The organism is Turicibacter sp. KK003, assembly GCF_037014675.1.
Classification (GTDB): domain Bacteria; phylum Bacillota_I; class Bacilli_A; order MOL361; family Turicibacteraceae; genus Turicibacter; species Turicibacter faecis.
Genome location: NZ_CP142738.1, coordinates 336,744 through 355,311, shown reverse-complemented (window position 1 = coordinate 355,311; position 18,568 = coordinate 336,744). Strand labels below are relative to the sequence as shown.

Sequence of the window (18,568 nt, the reverse complement as noted above, 5' to 3'; positions counted from 1 at the left end):
ATAATAAGGAGAGTTGGGATGAATCATTTTTAACTATATAATAAAAGTACCTTCATCATAGACTTTAAGACATTTCTATCATCATCGATAGTATTGCTTCTCTTCTTTTGTCTACAATGAAGGTACTCTATCAGTTTTAATTCCCTATTATTTCAAACACTAGACAAAAGGGAATAACCGATTTAATGTCAGAGGTCACAAGAGTATTGATTTATGAAGACACCTTATCTTTATCGGCTGGTGCAACAGTTGCCGATAAAGTCGTAGTTTTTCCATCTTGAATAACCGTTAATTCTAGTTTGTCTCCCTCTCTCATAAGGTATAATTTTTTTCTAAAGGCCATCGTATCCTCTACTTCCTCGCCATTAATAGCCGTAACAATATCACCTGCTTTTAATCCCATTTTCTCAGCAATTCCACCTTCAAAAACTTCATAAATAAAAACTCCGGTTTTTTGATCTGTTGGAATTTTAAGCATTTCTTTTAGACGATCAGGAATCATTCCCATCTCTTGAATATATACCCCTAATTGTGGACGACGAACCTCTCCGTAATTTTCTAAATCTGTAATGATAGGAATCGCAACATATGTAGGAATTGAAAATGACATCCCTTCAACAGAACTTGTCGCAATCTTCATTGAATTAATCCCTACTATTTTTCCATCTAAGTTAATGAGCGCCCCACCACTATTACCTGGATTAATTGCAGTATCTGTTTGTAAAACTGTCATTTCCCAGTCGTCAACCTTATCATTATTTAAATCCACGGCAATGACACGATCCTGTCCTGAAACAATCCCTGATGTGGCAGATCCTGCAAAATCTAATCCTAGTGGATTACCAATTGCAATAACAGTTTGACCTACCTTTAAATCCTCAGTATTGCCAAACTCGGCGACTGTATCAACCTTAGCATCACTTACCTTTAATACTGCCAAATCCGTATAAATATCTCCCCCAATTAGAGTAGCTTCTGCATGTTCCCCATTCGAAAAAACAACCTCAAAATAGTCTCCCTTATCTATAACGTGTTGATTAGTTACAATATAGGCATCTTTTCCATCCTTTTTGTAAATAATTCCTGATCCCTCACCTTGAGTCGCATTATTAGCGAAATTTACAACCCCTACAATAGCAGGAGAAACCTTATTGATTGCCTCAATACGTGCCTCCTCCTGTGTAACAACCTGACGTTCAACGACGTTTTGAACAACTTGAGAATTTCCATTTGACTCTGTTAAATTATCAAGCGCAGCGGTACTTCCATTCTTCAGCGACTTTTCCTGATAATAATTATTTATAAAGAAGACACTCCATGCAGTAATTAACCCCGTTATTAATATTACTGCACAGGTATATGAAACTTTTCCAACATTAATTTTTTTCATTCTATATCCACCTTTCAAATTTAAACAATATTAAATAGTTGGCATGCATTAAAGGTTGTTTGTTTCGCGACCTTCTCATACGATATATTTTTAAGCTCTGCTATCTTTTTGGCAACCATCGAGACATATGCAGGCTCATTCCGTGTTCCCCTATATGGATGCGGAGTTAAATAGGGAGCATCCGTTTCGATTAATAAATCTTCTAGTGGAATATGGGTAGCAACTTCTTGTGCCCTTCTACCATTTGTAAAAGTGACAGGACCACCTAAAGATATTTTAAAATTTAGATTAATAAAGCTCCGTGCCATTTCAATACTACCACTATAACAGTGCATGACACCCCCTATTACATCAACACTATTCTCTTTCAAAATATCATAAGTATCCTGTATTGAATCACGAGTATGAATAATTAGGGGTTTATTTATCTCTTTAGCTAATTGAATTTGCTTCACAAACACCTCTTTCTGTATATCTACAGGAGAAGTATCCCAATGATAATCAAGACCACATTCACCCACAGCAACTACTTTAGAGTGATTTAGCTGCTCCTTTAATTGGTCAAATAATTCATCCGTTAAATAAATTGCATCAACTGGATGCCATCCCACTGCAGCATAAATAAATTCATACTTTTCTGCTAGCTCAATAGCACGTTGGTTCGAAACTTGATCATATCCAACAACCAACATATACTTTACCCCTTCATTTTTGGCCCTATCAATTACCTCCACTAAATCATCCATATATTTTTTATCATTTAAATGTACATGAGTATCAAAAAGCACAGTATCACCTATTTCTTCCTAAATCACAATTTATATTTTCTACACTACTCTATCATAGGATAAAGTTTCGGACATTCTATGATACGTATTTATAAATACTGTAGAAAATACGTTCTCTTTTTATTATACCAAAACTTAATTTTTTTATTAGAAAATAAAGATAAAAATACATATAAGTTCCAGTTATTTTGTATTCCATAAAATTTCTGCCTCAGGAGCACTTAAGATATTTTCCAAAAATAATAAAAATAAGGCCAACTTATATCTTTATTCTTGATAAATAAAAAAAACATCCCGAAGGATGTTGATTGGCTATTTGGAGCGGGTGAAGAGAATCGAACTCTCACAGTCAGCTTGGAAGGCTGAAGTTCTACCATTAAACTACACCCGCATTTTTTTATGGCCTAGCGACGTCCTACTCTCGCACTTGCGTACTACCCTCGGCGCTAAGGAGCTTAACTTCTGTGTTCGGTATGGGAACAGGTGTGCCCTCCTTGCCCTTATCACTAGACCTTCTGTCAGATCTTATCAATCTCACAAAACTAGATATCTTCTGCTTACTTCCTTATTAGTTAAGTCCTCGATCGATTAGTATCAGTCCGCTTCATCTGTCACCAAACTTCCACTCCTGACCTATCTACCTCGTCGTCTTCAAGGGATCTTACTTCTTTCGAATGGGAAATCTCATCTTGAGGGGGGCTTCACGCTTAGATGCTTTCAGCGTTTATCCCTTCCACACGTAGCTACCCAGCTATGCTCCTGGCAGAACAACTGGTACACCAGCGGTGTGTCCATCCCGGTCCTCTCGTACTAAGGACAGCTCCTCTCAAATTTCCTACGCCCACGACGGATAGGGACCGAACTGTCTCACGACGTTCTGAACCCAGCTCGCGTACCGCTTTAATGGGCGAACAGCCCAACCCTTGGGACCGACTACAGCCCCAGGATGCGATGAGCCGACATCGAGGTGCCAAACCTCCCCGTCGATGTGAACTCTTGGGGGAGATCAGCCTGTTATCCCCGGGGTAGCTTTTATCCGTTGAGCGACGGCCCTTCCATTCGGTACCGCCGGATCACTAAGCCCGACTTTCGTCCCTGCTCGACTTGTTGGTCTCGCAGTCAAGCTCCCTTCTGCCTTTACACTCTTCGAATGATTTCCAACCATTCTGAGGGAACCTTTGGGCGCCTCCGTTACTCTTTGGGAGGCGACCGCCCCAGTCAAACTGCCCACCTGACACTGTCCCCTGACCAGCTCATGGCCACGGGTTAGAACCCCAGTAACACAAGGGTAGTATCCCAACAGCGACTCCTCCAAGACTGGCGTCCTGGTCTCTTCGTCTCCTACCTATCCTGTACATGTGTCACCAGTGCTCAATATCAAGCTACAGTAAAGCTCCACGGGGTCTTTCCGTCCTGTCGCGGGTAACCTGCATCTTCACAGGTACTATGATTTCACCGAGTCTCTTGTTGAGACAGCGCCCAGATCGTTACGCCTTTCGTGCGGGTCGGAACTTACCCGACAAGGAATTTCGCTACCTTAGGACCGTTATAGTTACGGCCGCCGTTTACTGGGGCTTCAATTCAAAGCTTCGCTTGCGCTAACCTCTCCTCTTAACCTTCCAGCACCGGGCAGGCGTCAGCCCCTATACATCACCTTGCGGTTTAGCAGAGACCTGTGTTTTTGATAAACAGTCGCCTGGGCCTTTTCACTGCGGCTTGCTTTCACAAGCACCCCTTCTCCCGAAGTTACGGGGTCATTTTGCCGAGTTCCTTAACAAGAGTTCTCTCGCTCATCTTAGGATTCTCTCCTCGCCTACCTGTGTCGGTTATCGGTACGGGCACCTAATAAATTATCCCTAGAAGCTTTTCTTGGAAGCGTGACATCAGCTGACTTCACCCTTTCGGGCTTTCGGCATCACAGCTCAATGTTTCGCCATGCGGATTTGCCTACATGACCACCTCACTGCTTACACGTGAATCCATTCACACGCTCAACTTAGCCTTCTCCGTCACTCCTTCAGTTTATTAAGTGGTACAGGAATCTCTACCTGTTGTCCATCGGCTACGCCTTTCGGCCTCACCTTAGGTCCCGACTTACCCAGGGCGGACGAGCCTTCCCCTGGAAACCTTAGGCTTTCGATGGATAGGATTCTCACCTATCTTTCGCTACTCACACCGGCATTCTCACTTCTAACCGCTCCACAGCTCCTTCCGGTACTGCTTCTGTGCTGTTAGAACGCTCTCCTACCACTGACACTTCGTGTCAATCCGCAGCTTCGGCGGTCCGTTTAGCCCCGGTACATTTTCGGCGCAGAGTCACTCGACTAGTGAGCTATTACGCACTCTTTAAAGGATGGCTGCTTCTAAGCCAACCTCCTAGTTGTCTGTGCATCTCCACATCCTTTTCCACTTAACGGACACTTGGGGGCCTTAGCTGGCGGTCTGGGCTCTTTCCCTTTTGACCATGGACCTTATCACCCACAGTCTGACTCCCGATCATATCTATCTGGCATTCGGAGTTTGATTGAGATCAGTACCCCGAGGTGGGGCCATCACCCATTCAGTGCTCTACCTCCAGTAGACTCTTATCGAGGCTAGCCCTAAAGCTATTTCGGAGAGAACCAGCTATATCCGTGTTCGATTGGAATTTCACCCCTAGCCACAAGTCATCCAAGCACTTTTCAACGTGCCCTGGTTCGGCCCTCCAGTCAGTGTTACCTGACCTTCAGCCTGCTCATGGCTAGCTCACACGGTTTCGGGTCTACAACATCGTACTCCTCGCCCTATTCAGACTCGCTTTCGCTTCGGCTCCGTCTCTTCAACTTAACCTTGCACGATATCGTAACTCGCCGGTTCATTCTACAAAAGGCACGCCATCACCCTTTAACGGGCTCTGACTAGTTGTAGGCACACGGTTTCAGGTTCTCTTTCACTCCCCTTCCGGGGTTCTTTTCACCTTTCCCTCACGGTACTGGTTCACTATCGGTCACTAGGTAGTATTTAGCCTTACGAGATGGTCCTCGTTGCTTCCGACGGGATTTCTCGTGTCCCGCCGTACTCAGGATCCCTTCCCTGCTTCACACAATTTCACCTACGGGACTCTCACCCCCTCCGGTTGGCCTTCCCAGACCATTCGGCTATCATGTTCAGTCATTTCTGAAGGTCCTTCTACCCCGGATTACTCCGGTTTGGGCTCCTCCCTGTTCGCTCGCCGCTACTTGGGGAATCGATGTTTCTTTCTTTTCCTCCAGGTACTTAGATGTTTCAGTTCCCTGGGTCTGTCTCCTCTATGGCTATTGATTCACCATACGGTGCTAGCGTATGACCACTAGCGGGTTTCCCCATTCGGATATCCCCGGCTCTTTGCTTACTTACAGCTCCCCGAGGCGTTTCGCCGTTTGTCGCGTCCTTCTTCGACTCCTAGTGCCTAGGCATCCTCCGTGCGCCCTTTATTACTTAACTTTTCTTCTTCAGAAGATATCTAGTTTTCAAAGATCAATTCTAGGAAAATCGAAATTCTCCCAAAACTAAACAGAACGTCTCTTTCTCCATAGAAAGGAGGTGATCCATCCCCACCTTCCGGTAGGGATACCTTGTTACGACTTCACCCCAATCATCTACCCCACCTTAGGCAGCTCCCTCCTTGCGGTTAGGCCACTGACTTCGGGTGTTGTAAACTCTCGTGGTGTGACGGGCGGTGTGTACAAGACCCGGGAACGTATTCACCGCGACATTCTGATTCGCGATTACTAGCGATTCCAACTTCATGTAGGCGAGTTGCAGCCTACAATCCGAACTGAGATTGGCTTTATGAGGTTTGCTCCACGTCACCGCTTCGCTTCTCTTTGTACCAACCATTGTAGCACGTGTGTAGCCCAGGTCATAAGGGGCATGATGATTTGACGTCATCCCCACCTTCCTCCAGTTTGTCACTGGCAGTCTCGTTAGAGTCCCCATCTTACTGCTGGCAACTAACGACAGGGGTTGCGCTCGTTGCGGGACTTAACCCAACATCTCACGACACGAGCTGACGACAACCATGCACCACCTGTATCCATTGTCCCCGAAGGAAACCCTCTATCTCTAGAGGCGTCAATGGTATGTCAAGACCTGGTAAGGTTCTTCGCGTTGCTTCGAATTAAACCACATGCTCCACCGCTTGTGCGGGTCCCCGTCAATTCCTTTGAGTTTCAGTCTTGCGACCGTACTCCCCAGGCGGAGTGCTTAATGCGTTAACTTCAGCACTGAGGTTCGACCCCCAACACTTAGCACTCATCGTTTACGGCGTGGACTACCAGGGTATCTAATCCTGTTTGCTCCCCACGCTTTCGCGCCTCAGTGTCAGTTGCAGACCAGGAAGCCGCCTTCGCCACTGGTGTTCCTCCATATCTCTACGCATTTCACCGCTACACATGGAATTCCACTTCCCTCTTCTGCACTCAAGTCAACCAGTTTCCAATGACCCTCCACGGTTAAGCCGTGGGCTTTCACATCAGACTTAATTAACCACCTGCGCGCTCTTTACGCCCAATAATTCCGGATAACGCTTGCCACCTACGTATTACCGCGGCTGCTGGCACGTAGTTAGCCGTGGCTTTCTCATAAGGTACCGTCAATTGATAGTCATTTCCTCCTATCACCTTTCTTCCCTTATAACAGAATTTTACAACCCGAAGGCCTTCTTCATTCACGCGGCGTTGCTCGGTCAGGCTTTCGCCCATTGCCGAAGATTCCCTACTGCTGCCTCCCGTAGGAGTCTGGGCCGTGTCTCAGTCCCAGTGTGGCCGTTCACCCTCTCAGGTCGGCTACGCATCGTCGCCTTGGTAGGCCTTTACCCCACCAACTAGCTAATGCGCCGCAGGCTCATCCATCAGTGATGCCAGGAGCATCTTTAAACTTTCGTCCTATCCGGTATTAGCGATCGTTTCCAATCGTTGTCCCCGTCTGATGGGCAGATCACCTACGTGTTACTCACCCGTTCGCCGCTTCCCACCGAAGTGGTTCGCTCGACTTGCATGTATTAGGCACGCCGCCAGCGTTCATCCTGAGCCAGGATCAAACTCTCCATAATTGTTTGTTTCCTTAGCTTGCGAAATTTCTTTCGCTCATGATTCTTGACGTTCTGTTTAGTTTTCAAAGAACTTCTCTCGCCTTTTGGCGACTTCTTTATCTTACCGCATTCGACTTTTTCTGTCAAATGTTTTTTTATCTTTTTTTGTAAGATTTCTTGTCTACCTCTCTTGGCGACTTTTCTAGTTTATCATGTTCAACCGTTTCTGTCAAACACTTTTTAACTTTTTTTGTTTTCTTTTCCATCGCCCTTTTGGCGACTCATTTATAATACCACTCCAATACAATATTGTCAAATATTTTATATTAATTTTCTAAACTATTCGCCTAATCAGTATAGTTTTAAGAGTTGGCCCTCCCCATACTTATATTTCTTATATAAAAAAAGAATCTATACCTTAGGCACAGATTCTTTTTTCATTCCTATTTAACTAATGACCCGTTTGGTAATTCATCCATAATCGTAGGTAATGTTAATAACCCATCATTTGAAGCGGCTAAAACCATTCCCTCTGATAATTCACCACGAAGTTTTACAGGTTTTAGATTTGTTACAACCAATACCTTACGACCTACTAATTGTTCCGGTTTATAGTGTTCAGCAATTCCCGAAACGATTTGACGAACCTCTGTTCCTAAATCGATTTGTGAAACTAATAGACGATCAGCTTTAGGATGTTGTTTACATTCTTTAATTTGTCCGATTTTAATCTCAACTTTTGTAAAATCTTCAATACCAATTAGCGCCTTTTCTTCTTTAGGTTGTTCATTTTTTGTCTCTGCTGCTTTTTCAGTATTCGTCGCAACTGATTTTGACATCTGTTCTTTAATATATTCCACTTCTACTTCTACCTCCAAACGTGGGAAAATCGGTGTCCCTTTAGAAACAACTTTTGTTCCCTCTGACAATTTATTAAACTGCTTTAAACTATTCCAATTCATAACGTCTTGTTGATGAATTCCTAATTGTGCAAAAATTTGTGGAGTTGTACGCGGCATAAATGGTTCAATCATAATAGCAATCTGGCGTAAACTTTCCACTAAATGAAGCATCACAGAAGCTAATTTATCAGTATTAGCCTCTTCCTTTGCTAATACCCACGGGGCAGTTTCATCTATATATTTATTTGTACGTGCTACTAATGACCAGATATCAGATAATACCGCACTAAATTGCATTTCCTCAAAATTTTCTTCTACCTTTGTTACTGTAGTATTAACAAACTCTTCCAATGTCTGATCAAACTCAGTAACTTGTCCCTTGTACGTTGGAATAACCCCGTCAAAATACTTGTTTATCATCGAAACAGTACGATTTAATAAATTTCCTAAGTCGTTCGCTAAGTCAAAGTTAACACGCTCAACAAAAGATTCTGGTGAAAATACACCATCCTGACCAAATGGTAGTTCACGTAATAAGAAATAACGCACAGCATCTAAACCGTATCGTTCAATTAACATTTCTGGATAAACGACATTACCCTTTGATTTAGACATTTTTCCGTCTTTCATCATAATAAATCCATGAGCAAAGATTTTTTTCGGTAATGGCAGTCCTAACGCCATTAAAAAGATAGGCCAATAAATTGTATGGAAGCGAACAATATCTTTACCTACTACGTGAACATCGGCTGGCCAATATTTATTAAATAATTCTTCATTATCCGAACCATAACCCAGAGAAGTAATATAGTTTGATAGGGCATCCACCCAAACATATATTACATGCTTTGGATCGCCTGGAACTTTTACCCCCCAATCAAATGTAGTACGTGATACCGATAAATCTTGTAATCCCGGTTTAATAAAGTTATTAACCATTTCATTTTTACGCGATTCTGGTAAGATAAAGTCTGGATTTTCATTGTAATATTCCATTAAACGAGGAGCATATTTTTGCATATTAAAGAAATATGATTCCTCCTTAACAACTTTCACCTCACGTCCACAGTCTGGACACTTTCCATCTACAAGTTGTGTCGGTGTAAAGTAGGCCTCACATGGTGTACAATAAAGTCCCTCATAGTTTCCTTTATAGATATCACCATTTTCCATGAATATCGAAAAGATTTTCTCTACAATTTCTTCATGACGCTTTTCTGTCGTACGGATAAAATCATCATTTGTAATATCCATCATTTCCCATAATTTTTTAGCGGCATCAGCAATTTCATCTACATAAAGTTGTGGATCTTTCCCCGCTTCCATTGCTTTTTCTTGTATTTTTTGTCCGTGTTCATCCATTCCCGTTAAGAAACGCACGTCAAATCCACGGGCACGTTTATAGCGAGCCATTGCGTCAGAAGCCACAGTTGTATAGGCTGTCCCGATATGAAATCTCCCGCTTGGATAATAAATTGGTGTTGTAATATAAAATGTCGGCTTACTCACTAACTTCACCTCTTTAAATTTTTAATGCCTATATTATAGCATACTTCAAACATATTTAGACATTAAAGTGAAGGATAAGTAATATTCCCTATGAGATTAATTTTATATGCGTAAAAATAAATCCCCAATATTCGAGAAATCACTAGCATTTTTTGTAAATTTTCCATGAATTCCTCCTATACATTAACATATTATTTTAAGTATACATACGAAAAAATAGTTTTACTACACTTCGACATAAGTTATTTGGTACACTTTTTCTTGTTAGGGAGGAATTAATATGAAAAATGTAAAAGGACAACTTACCCAAAGAGATATTACCCTCATTGAATATTGTCTTGCACATTTGCCCATCAGCAGTGAGATTGCCGCTGCCCTTTTTTACCCCAATAAATATATTGCTCAGCGCCGACTAAATACAATTCACAACCTCAAACAACTTAAACGTACCGAAAGACTCGTCGTCAACCAGCCCTATATTTATTATTTTCATAAGAAGGATTTAAAAAACTATCCCTTCAGCCAACTTCTTTATGATATTCATTGTGAGGGTTATGAAATTGAAAATTATCACTTTGAAGATAATTTATTAACCGCTCATATCCATAAAGAAAATGCATCTTATAAAATTAATGCCACTCTGAATAATTTGCCACAAATCTATAAACGTTTATCACTAAAGTAAGATAACTATATGAAAAAAGAAAGATATCTAGATATGAAGTAGTACCTGTCAAGTAGACAGTTAATAAAAAGCGAATTTATGCGGTATGAAGTCTATATTCAACTGGACTCATACCGTATTTATTTTGAATACGTTTTGTATTATAATAGTGGATGTAGTTTGATAAGGATTGTTTAACTTCCTCTAAGGTTTGTGGTGAACTAAAGAATGGCATCTCTGCTTTGAGGTGGCGGAAGAAGTTTTCAATACAGGCATTATCCCAGCAGTTGCCTCTGCGGGACATTGACTGTATGAGTCCTATATCAGCTACTTTTTTTATGTACTATTAATGTGCAATTTTTAAGAAAAATTTTCCAAGGAATGAAAATACACTTACCCTATGCAATTTTCAACTCTTCAAAAATGGTTTTTAATTCCACACCTTTTTGAGCTTTATGATAAATTAATTTCACTAATTCTTGTTTTTGCTTTCGTTGACACTGGCGTAAACTGTCACCCAAACAACGATTATTTAACGTTATTCGTTTTAAATAAAGGTAAACGAATTGAATCATTAACATCAATCGTTTAATCCCTTGTAAAGTTCGAATTTGATAGTTCCCCATTCCGAAATTTTGCTTCACTTCTCGGAAGAAAATTTCAATAGGCCAACGTTTAGTATAGTGTTTAAGTAGTTGTTTGGCAGACATTTTCAAATCATGACTCATAAAACAACGTAAAGCTTTTTCTTCCAAAGGAGCCGTTTGGGGCCAACTTAAAATGATTTGGACGACATGTCCCCCTCTTATTCGTCCCTTATATAGATATGTATAATAACGCTCAGATCCGACGGTCACTAAGTCGAGATCATGAAGGGATAATGTTTTCGCAAATTGTTTCAGTTGAATTCCGTTGGGACGGTAACCTTTAGGAAGAATGATTCGATTCGTTTTAATCGCTCCTAAATAATGAAACCCGACTTGCTTAGCCGTTTGAAGGAGAGCTTCACACGTATACCAACTATCCGCTAAGACATAGCCTTTATAGGGAGGTTTGGGTAATTCCATCAGAGCTCTTCGAACGAGTTCGATTTTACTCTGTTTCTCTTTTTCATAGGGAATGATTTGATAAGGAAGAATTAAATCCTCACATTGAAGCATCAAGGCGACAAATTGATGACCATAAACGTGTTGATGATGAAGATGAGAAAAGTGCCAGCTACATCCTTGAATAGGATGTGTTGCCCGTGACGAAGGTTTAGTTTTAACACAAGTCGTATCATCAACCATCACGTAAATAGGTTGTTGAGTTTGATAAGAACGCTGATAGATACAGGATAAAACATAGGTTTGAATCTGGTGACTGATCGCCTCCTCATCCCAAGGACTATCCGTTAAAAATCGTCCAAAACTTGTCCGATGACAGTGTTTAACGGCAGAGATTTTCCCCTGATAATTTTCCTGAATCATCAAGTTTAGAAACTGGTTAACATGATTAAACTGAGGTTTAGATAAGAATAAATCTAAATCAAGTTGTTTTAAAAATTTGAAAATTGAATTTGAATCTGATATAATACTATCCATGAACATTAACTTAATTCCCCCTCGTTAATTGGTTGTAGGAGACTTAATTATACAGGGATTTAAGTTAATGTTTTTTCTTTTTTTACTGGTATTTTATAGCTGGAAATTAATTGGAAGTAGTTTTGCACATTAATAGTTATGTAATTTTTATTAGTAAACTGATAGCCTTGATCGGTATGAAGAATCGCGTTTTCTTCTAAAGGAAGTTGTTTCAACTGATCAAGTACTCGATAAACTTGCGCCATATTTTGAGATTCACAACTATCGTAAGCAACAATTTCCTGATTATACACATCTTTTACCGCACATAAATAGGCCCATTTAGGATAAGGGGCTTTAACTTTGATATAGGTAATGTCCATACATAACTTTTGAAGAGGTTTGGTGGCGTGAAATTCGCGATTTAAAACATTAGAAATATTCCCGTGAGGTTGCGGGCGACGTTTGAATTTAGGCTTAGGCAGAACACAAATTAAATGATATTTATGCATGATACGACGAATACATTTATGATTAACGATCCATCCGTATTGGTTAAGGAGTGCCTGTTTAATTCTTCTCACACCATAAGTACCATTCGATTCGTTAAACACCTCTAAAATTAGATGATAAAGCTCCTCATCACGATTAGTTTTAGACGTAGGGCAGCTTTTCTCCCACTTATAGTATCCGGCTCGTGAAACAGAAGTAAGTCTAAATAAGACAGACAAAGAAAACTCCTTTGAATACTCCTGAATGAATTCAAATTGTTGTTGCTTATTTAACACCCCCTTTTTTTCTCGATTGACTTTTTTAATAATAAATTTTGAGCACGTAAATATTCGACCTCTTCTTCGAGACTCATAAATTTTGTTTTAGGACGCCCCGTGGCTTTTTTACCACGCCCGTCAATAAAAGCTGCTTCTCCCTTTTCATGGAAATCTTTCGCCCAAACATAAATCCGTTTGGGATCTTGAATTTTCAATTGTTCACAAATAGAGGAACAAGATTGCCCCTTCAAATAGAGCTGCACCGCTTGAGATTTTAACTGTGCGGAATAAGTAAAATTACGATTAATACGTTTTGATTGCATAAGAAAAGTACCTCCTTAGTAGACCTTAAAGCGATTCTATCATAACTGATGATAGTGTCGCTTTTATTTTTTTGTCTACCATGAAGGTACTATACCAATACACTCAAAATATCCCCCTCTTTCATTAACTTATCCAAAAATAAAATAATTGGAATATGATCATTCATATAAAAACTGATATAGTTGTCTTTCTTTTAAACTCAAGCTCACTATTACATAAAAAAAAACTGACTTGTATGGATTCGTCATTCAAACAATCTAACAAGTCAGTTTTTTTATGGATAAATGAAATCCTTAATAACCCCTTCTAATCTACCTATTTCCCGTTTTTCATAAATTATCCCCCACTAAAATATACAATGATCAATGCTTTTATATTTCATGTAATGCCACTCTCGGATTAAACCGCCACAATATCCATCCTGAGTTTCAATCATAAAAGACAAAATTTTAAGACCATAAAAAAACTTTCTTCTATACTTCATTGTCTTTTGGTTGTGTATAGGGAACAGCTAATTTTTCGATAGATTCTATTCAAATCTCATTTTTTTTACGGCTATAATTTTACCATCCTTCTTATAAACTCGAGGAACGCGATCACTAATTAAACATAAGATTTCATAACTAATCGTTCCAATTTCTCGTGCGACACGCTCTACAGGCATTCCTTCACCAATTAGGGTGACAACTGTTCCCATTGGAATAGGATTCGGCAAACGAATCATCATCTGGTCCATACACACCCGACCAACTATTTCGCACTCAACTCCATTAACAATCACATTTCTTCCCTGATGTAGTCTAATCCATCCATCGGCATATCCAATAGGAACTACACCAATCCATTCGTCCTCAGAAGCCTCATAGGTCGCACCATAGCCTACCTTATCTCCCTTTTTAATTTTTTTTACTTGTACAACATTAGAAAATAATTTTAAGGCAGGTTTTAGGTCAAATGAAATTGGAATGAAGTCTTCATCCGGATTAATACCATAAAGCCCTAGACCCAAACGAATTCCGTGATCAAATTGAAATTCTTTTTGTAATAGTGTTGCAGTATTTTCTAAATGAACGTATTTGACACCCGTTAAATCTAATTCCTTGATGAGATGCCTAAACTGACGGATTTGGTAATCTAAATACTCGCTATCACAATCCGCTGTCGCCATATGCGTAAATATACCTTCAATCTCAACCATTGAAGCTCGACAAAGGTCCTCATAACATTCTTTAACTTGATCACTATCCATCAACCCTAGCCGATGCATCCCACTATCAACTTTTAAATGAACCTTAATCTTTTCCTTTAATGGCAATTGTACTAATTGGTTAATCCACATTTTATCATGAGCGGTCAATGAGATATTATGGCGGGCTGCCAATGGAACATCTTTTAGGCGAGTCATTCCCAGGACTAAGATTGGGACTTCAATTCCTGATTGACGTAGACGTAATGCCTCATCTAATCCACTAACTGCTAGACAATTTGCTCCTGCCTCTATTGCTACTTTAGACACTTCTACATCCCCGTGACCATATCCGTTTGCCTTTACAACAACAAAAAGTGATTTTGTCGGATGTATTCTTTTAATTTGTTTTACATTATAAGCGATAGCGTCTAAATCGATCTCCGCCCATGTATCACGATAAAACTCTTGCATACGCTTCACCTCTCCCCTAATCACTGTACTAATTTATATGAAATGTACGATAAACTTCATTTTTTGCTAGTTTACGTTCTTTAGCAACACGTTTAATACTTTCATTAGGACTATGGCCCTGTTCAATGTAGTAATTTACGTGCTCAATGATATCTAAATCTTGCCACCAGACAACCTCTTCTTTCTTCTCGGTCGTTCCTTCAACAATAACAACCATCTCGCCACGTAATTCATCCGCCACCTCAAGAATTTCTTGTATAGTTCCACGAATAAACTCCTCATACTGCTTAGTTAACTCTCGGGCAATCACAACACGTCGATTTCCAAGAATCTCTAACATAACTTGAAGAGTTTCCTTAATACGATGTGGCGATTCGTAATAGATTGTTGTAAAAGGTTGATATTTTAAATCCTCTAATTCCTTTTTCTTCTTTGATTTAACGCGGTTTAAAAACCCATAAAAAAGAAAGGGTTGGGGAACGAGACCCGAAGCAATTAGTGCGGACAAGGCTGCATTTGCACCAGGAATAGGAACAACAGCGTAACCTGCCTTAATCGCGTCTGCAACAATTTCATAACCTGGATCCGAAATACATGGCAATCCCGCATCACTCACCAGGGCTATATTTTTCCCCTCTTCGAGTAATGCGATTATTTGGTTGCCTTTCGAATCCTTATTATGTTCATGATAACTAGTTAAAGGAGTCTCAATTTCAAAAGCATGACATAATTTTTTAGTATGTCTCGTATCTTCTGCCGCAATTAAATCTACAGATTTTAATGTTTCAATACAACGAGGGGTCATATCTCCTAAGTTTCCAATAGGGGTCGCTACTAAGTATAAACTCGCACCCTCTTGTTTAAAGCTTTTTTGAATCTCCATATAAGTCACTCCATCTATTAATTAATACTTTCTATTATACTAAATTTTACTCCTTTTTGGATAATCAGTCACGAGTAATTTATTAAATTCAAAGTGTGTTATCACATATTGCATCACTGATAAAGCAAGTACCACCATATCTTCGAAATCTTGCGATACACTCCTTATTAACGGAACCTCATTCATACCACGAGTTAACTCAGAAACATAGTACTGAATCTCTTGAACATCCTTGAAAGGAATAGCTTTTACGGGATCCATTTTTTGAAATTTAATTTTGGCATATCGGTGTAATTTAACTTCGTATTTTATATGTTTTGCTAATGAATGATGTTCATATAAATAGTCGTTTGCATGGTAAACACACGCGTAATCACAGAAAAAGTGAATAATGACCCCCAAATGTTCAGAAAAATGTTTCACACTAACCGGATGTGTCAGTAAATGATTGAGCATGGAAAAAATAATTTCCCTATTATCCCGATAATAATGGCTCATCCTTAAGTATTTCTGACTAATATCAGGTTTAATATTTCCATAAATGAACCATTCTTTATGAATATGATTTTGATTAGTAGGAGATAACTGATTATACAGAAATTCTCCAATTAATCGATGGGTATTTGCTATCATTTAAACCTCATCCTTTCTACATAACTGCGGAAAACAACTGCGCTAAAGATTGTAACGTCCGATCTTTAATCGATCTATTTTTCCAATCCTGATAAATTATTTCAGTTGATCGAGAAAAGTCAATATTAAAATCATTCAATAGAGATTGAATAGATTGCGTTTCATATAGCATCACATTCACCTCGAAATTTAAATAAAAACTTCTAATATCTAAATTAGCCGTTCCAACCGTTGCTATTTTCCCATCTACAATGACGACTTTAGCATGACAAAATACACCATCATAAGTATAAATACGAACCCCTACAGCTAACAATGCTTCAAAGTAAGATTGTGTAGCATAATAGACAAATTTCTTATCCGGTCTTCCAGGAACAATAATTCTGACATCAATCCCCGATAAGGCAGCATTTTTTAAAGCCATAATGACATCAAAGTCAGGAATTAAATAGGGAGTAATCATATAGATACTTTGATTAGCATCCATAATCATCCGAAAAATAGTTTGCTTTATGGGTGCGATGGCTGATGTTGGACCAGAATCCACGACCTGGACGCCGCCATCCTCCTCACATTTAGTAAAATAAAAATAACGTTCATCTTCTAGGCGTTCCCCTGTTGCAAAGAACCAATCACCTGCAAATAAAACAGAAAAATCATGCACTGCTTCTCCCTCTATTAAAATGGATGTATCTCTCCAAAATCCAAACTTAACCGAACGGTGGATATATTCATCCCCAATGTTAATTCCGCCAGTAATTGCCACCTTTCCATCAACTACTAATATTTTTCGATGATTCCGGTGATTTATTTTATTCGATAAAATTGGGATCCACACAGGATCAAATTCTGCAAATTTAATTCCAGACCGTCTCATTAACGAGATGGTTGACTGCGACATTCTCTTTGAAGAACCCATAGCATCAATTAAAACTCTCACCTCTACCCCGGCCTGAGCTCTATCAATTAGTGCATTAACAACACGCATTCCCATCTCATCGCTATGAAAAATATAATATTCTAAGAAAATAAACTGTTGGGCATTTTTAATCGCCTCTAATAAAACGGGAAATTTTTGCTCTCCATTTGTAAGAATACGTGTTTTAGAACGAAAGGAAATATCATTTATAGCAGTCATTTTATTTAGTTTAACAAGTCTGCAAGCTTCATCGCTCAACACCGTTTTAACTTGTGAATGGTCAAAATCACAAACCGGACTAAGGTAGTCATCCCCCAATTGTTTCATTCGTCGATGGTACCTATAAGTCTCTCTAAATCCATTTCCGACCATTATATATAGAATTAAACCTAACACGGGAAATAACGCGATTACAAATAACCACGGAAGTTTGTTTTTTGAATCAGAATAAATAAAGATAATTAACCAGACTAATATAGAGAGTACAGAAAGCCCTATATAAACCAGGCTCCCCGTGGCAATCGCAACGCTATCCACAACGGATGAATAGTAAAAGCTTAAACAGTAAACGAGAAATGTTATTATGGCTAAAGTTATTAATGCAATTGATCGTTTCACATTCTATCACCTACTGATAGTTTATCCATCTATTAAGAGTTTATAACTAATTTTTTACCATAAAAAAGAAGCGCCCTTTATTGAGACGCCTCTTCTTTCTTACCCAACATAAATAAATCTAAAATTTCTTGACTGTAATTAACACTTGTTTCATTTTCATAAACGAATAAAGGATTTTCAATTCGAAGGTTTCCGGCCTTTCCCCCTTTAATTCCCTCGATTAAAAGTACGTTTGCTTCCCGATGAATACGCGGATATACTAATCTCATTCGTTTGGGTTCAATTTTATATTTTCTAAATGTTTCTATAATATCAATCAATCTATCTGGGCGATGAACCATTGCAAATCTCCCCCCTTGTTTAAGCAACAATGAGGCCTCCTTCACTACATCATCGAGTGTGGCTAATACCTCATGACGGGCAATAGTTAAGTAATCATTTTTATTCAAATTACTATCGGGATTGACCTTAAAATAAGGAGGATTACACGTTACAACATCATAAGAAAATCTTCCGATTTTCTCATTAATCCCTTTTAAATCACCTTTTATAATTTCAATTTGATTCTCTAAACCGTTAACGGCCACATTACGACTAGCTAAATCGTGGGAAACATCCTGAATTTCAACCCCTATAATTTTAATGTTTGAATTACGAAGGGATAAAAATAAAGGAATCGGGGCATTACCTGTGCACAAATCAACAACCTTATGAGCATTTTTATTTAATGTGGCATAATTTCCTAAAAGGGTCGAATCTAATGAAAAATTAAACATTTCAGGATGTTGGATAATCTTTAAACCATCGTACCCTAATAAATCATTTAAAACTTCATTTTCTTTTAACAAGTACTCTTTACCTGACATCTTAAATACCCTCCAACATATTTATTATAC

At 39.2% G+C, this 18,568-nt stretch carries 13 protein-coding genes, 1 tRNA gene and 3 rRNA genes; 1 reads left to right on the top strand and 16 read right to left on the bottom strand.

All coding sequences use genetic code 11. The features are described 5' to 3' along the window. Positions 1-211: 211 nt before the first annotated feature. The 7 genes from VXM77_RS01755 to metG form a co-directional block, all read right to left on the bottom strand. A complete protein-coding gene (locus VXM77_RS01755; RefSeq protein ID WP_161832850.1) occupies positions 212-1,390 on the bottom strand; it encodes a trypsin-like peptidase domain-containing protein in 1,179 nt (392 codons plus the stop codon). 20 nt (positions 1,391-1,410) lie between these two features. Then, positions 1,411-2,178, bottom strand: a complete 768-nt coding sequence (locus VXM77_RS01750) for a TatD family hydrolase (RefSeq protein ID WP_161832849.1) — start codon at positions 2,176-2,178, stop codon at positions 1,411-1,413. 317 nt (positions 2,179-2,495) lie between these two features. After that, a tRNA-Gly gene (locus VXM77_RS01745) sits at positions 2,496-2,569 on the bottom strand. An 11-nt stretch (positions 2,570-2,580) separates the two neighbouring features. Next, a 5S ribosomal RNA gene (gene rrf, locus VXM77_RS01740) occupies positions 2,581-2,689 on the bottom strand. 57 nt (positions 2,690-2,746) lie between these two features. Next, positions 2,747-5,640 (bottom strand): 23S ribosomal RNA (locus VXM77_RS01735). 92 nt (positions 5,641-5,732) lie between these two features. Further along, positions 5,733-7,249 (bottom strand): 16S ribosomal RNA (locus VXM77_RS01730). The 16S, 23S and 5S rRNA genes sit together here with 1 tRNA gene alongside, the layout of an rRNA operon. A gap of 422 nt (positions 7,250-7,671) precedes the next feature. Then, entirely contained in the window at positions 7,672-9,639 is a 1,968-nt protein-coding gene (gene metG, locus VXM77_RS01725; RefSeq protein WP_161832679.1) for a methionine--tRNA ligase, read from the bottom strand. A gap of 280 nt (positions 9,640-9,919) precedes the next feature. Between metG and VXM77_RS01720 the strand changes: the two genes are divergently transcribed. After that, positions 9,920-10,324 carry a hypothetical protein gene (locus VXM77_RS01720; RefSeq protein ID WP_161832678.1) on the top strand — a complete coding sequence of 135 codons (405 nt, stop codon included), beginning with the start codon at positions 9,920-9,922 and terminating at the stop codon, positions 10,322-10,324. 76 nt (positions 10,325-10,400) lie between these two features. Here the strand turns inward: VXM77_RS01720 and VXM77_RS01715 are convergent, their stop codons facing one another. From VXM77_RS01715 to VXM77_RS01675, 9 genes are all read right to left on the bottom strand, one after another. After that, positions 10,401-10,607, bottom strand: a complete 207-nt coding sequence (locus VXM77_RS01715; RefSeq protein WP_338506754.1) for an IS3 family transposase — start codon at positions 10,605-10,607, stop codon at positions 10,401-10,403. Positions 10,608-10,701: 94 nt separating this feature from the next. Continuing rightward, positions 10,702-11,892 carry a transposase gene (locus tag VXM77_RS01710; RefSeq protein ID WP_161832744.1) on the bottom strand — a complete coding sequence of 397 codons (1,191 nt, stop codon included), beginning with the start codon at positions 11,890-11,892 and terminating at the stop codon, positions 10,702-10,704. Positions 11,893-11,945: 53 nt separating this feature from the next. Then, positions 11,946-12,653, bottom strand: a complete 708-nt coding sequence (locus tag VXM77_RS01705; RefSeq protein ID WP_338506752.1) for an IS3 family transposase — start codon at positions 12,651-12,653, stop codon at positions 11,946-11,948. Further along, positions 12,647-12,958 carry a helix-turn-helix domain-containing protein gene (locus VXM77_RS01700; protein ID WP_262953588.1) on the bottom strand — a complete coding sequence of 104 codons (312 nt, stop codon included), beginning with the start codon at positions 12,956-12,958 and terminating at the stop codon, positions 12,647-12,649. The genes VXM77_RS01705 and VXM77_RS01700 overlap by 7 nt, the downstream gene beginning before the upstream one ends. A 530-nt stretch (positions 12,959-13,488) precedes the next feature. Beyond that, the gene (gene alr / locus VXM77_RS01695) at positions 13,489-14,619 is read right to left on the bottom strand and encodes an alanine racemase (protein ID WP_161832677.1); all 1,131 of its coding nucleotides are present in this window, start codon (positions 14,617-14,619) and stop codon (positions 13,489-13,491) included. Positions 14,620-14,647: 28 nt separating this feature from the next. Then, on the bottom strand, positions 14,648-15,502 hold the full coding sequence (gene rsmI, locus VXM77_RS01690; protein WP_161832676.1) for a 16S rRNA (cytidine(1402)-2'-O)-methyltransferase: 855 nt from the start codon (positions 15,500-15,502) through the stop codon (positions 14,648-14,650). 39 nt (positions 15,503-15,541) lie between these two features. Next, positions 15,542-16,135, bottom strand: a complete 594-nt coding sequence (locus VXM77_RS01685; RefSeq protein ID WP_338506749.1) for a zinc dependent phospholipase C family protein — start codon at positions 16,133-16,135, stop codon at positions 15,542-15,544. A 16-nt stretch (positions 16,136-16,151) separates the two neighbouring features. Next, the gene (cls, locus tag VXM77_RS01680; RefSeq protein ID WP_262951088.1) at positions 16,152-17,672 is read right to left on the bottom strand and encodes a cardiolipin synthase; all 1,521 of its coding nucleotides are present in this window, start codon (positions 17,670-17,672) and stop codon (positions 16,152-16,154) included. A gap of 77 nt (positions 17,673-17,749) precedes the next feature. Further along, on the bottom strand, positions 17,750-18,538 hold the full coding sequence (locus tag VXM77_RS01675) for a tRNA1(Val) (adenine(37)-N6)-methyltransferase (RefSeq protein ID WP_161832673.1): 789 nt from the start codon (positions 18,536-18,538) through the stop codon (positions 17,750-17,752). Positions 18,539-18,568: the final 30 nt, after the last annotated feature.

Coding starts and splice junctions, on each gene's coding strand:
- VXM77_RS01710 (WP_161832744.1), bottom strand. CDS start 11,892: ATGTTCATGGATAGTATTATATCAGATTCAAATTCAATTTTCAAATTT.
- rsmI (WP_161832676.1), bottom strand. CDS start 15,502: ATGGAGATTCAAAAAAGCTTTAAACAAGAGGGTGCGAGTTTATACTTA.
- VXM77_RS01700 (WP_262953588.1), bottom strand. CDS start 12,958: ATGCAATCAAAACGTATTAATCGTAATTTTACTTATTCCGCACAGTTA.
- VXM77_RS01715 (WP_338506754.1), bottom strand. CDS start 10,607: ATGTCCCGCAGAGGCAACTGCTGGGATAATGCCTGTATTGAAAACTTC.
- alr (WP_161832677.1), bottom strand. CDS start 14,619: ATGCAAGAGTTTTATCGTGATACATGGGCGGAGATCGATTTAGACGCT.
- VXM77_RS01720 (WP_161832678.1), top strand. CDS start 9,920: ATGAAAAATGTAAAAGGACAACTTACCCAAAGAGATATTACCCTCATT.
- VXM77_RS01685 (WP_338506749.1), bottom strand. CDS start 16,135: ATGATAGCAAATACCCATCGATTAATTGGAGAATTTCTGTATAATCAG.
- VXM77_RS01675 (WP_161832673.1), bottom strand. CDS start 18,538: ATGTCAGGTAAAGAGTACTTGTTAAAAGAAAATGAAGTTTTAAATGAT.
- VXM77_RS01755 (WP_161832850.1), bottom strand. CDS start 1,390: ATGAAAAAAATTAATGTTGGAAAAGTTTCATATACCTGTGCAGTAATA.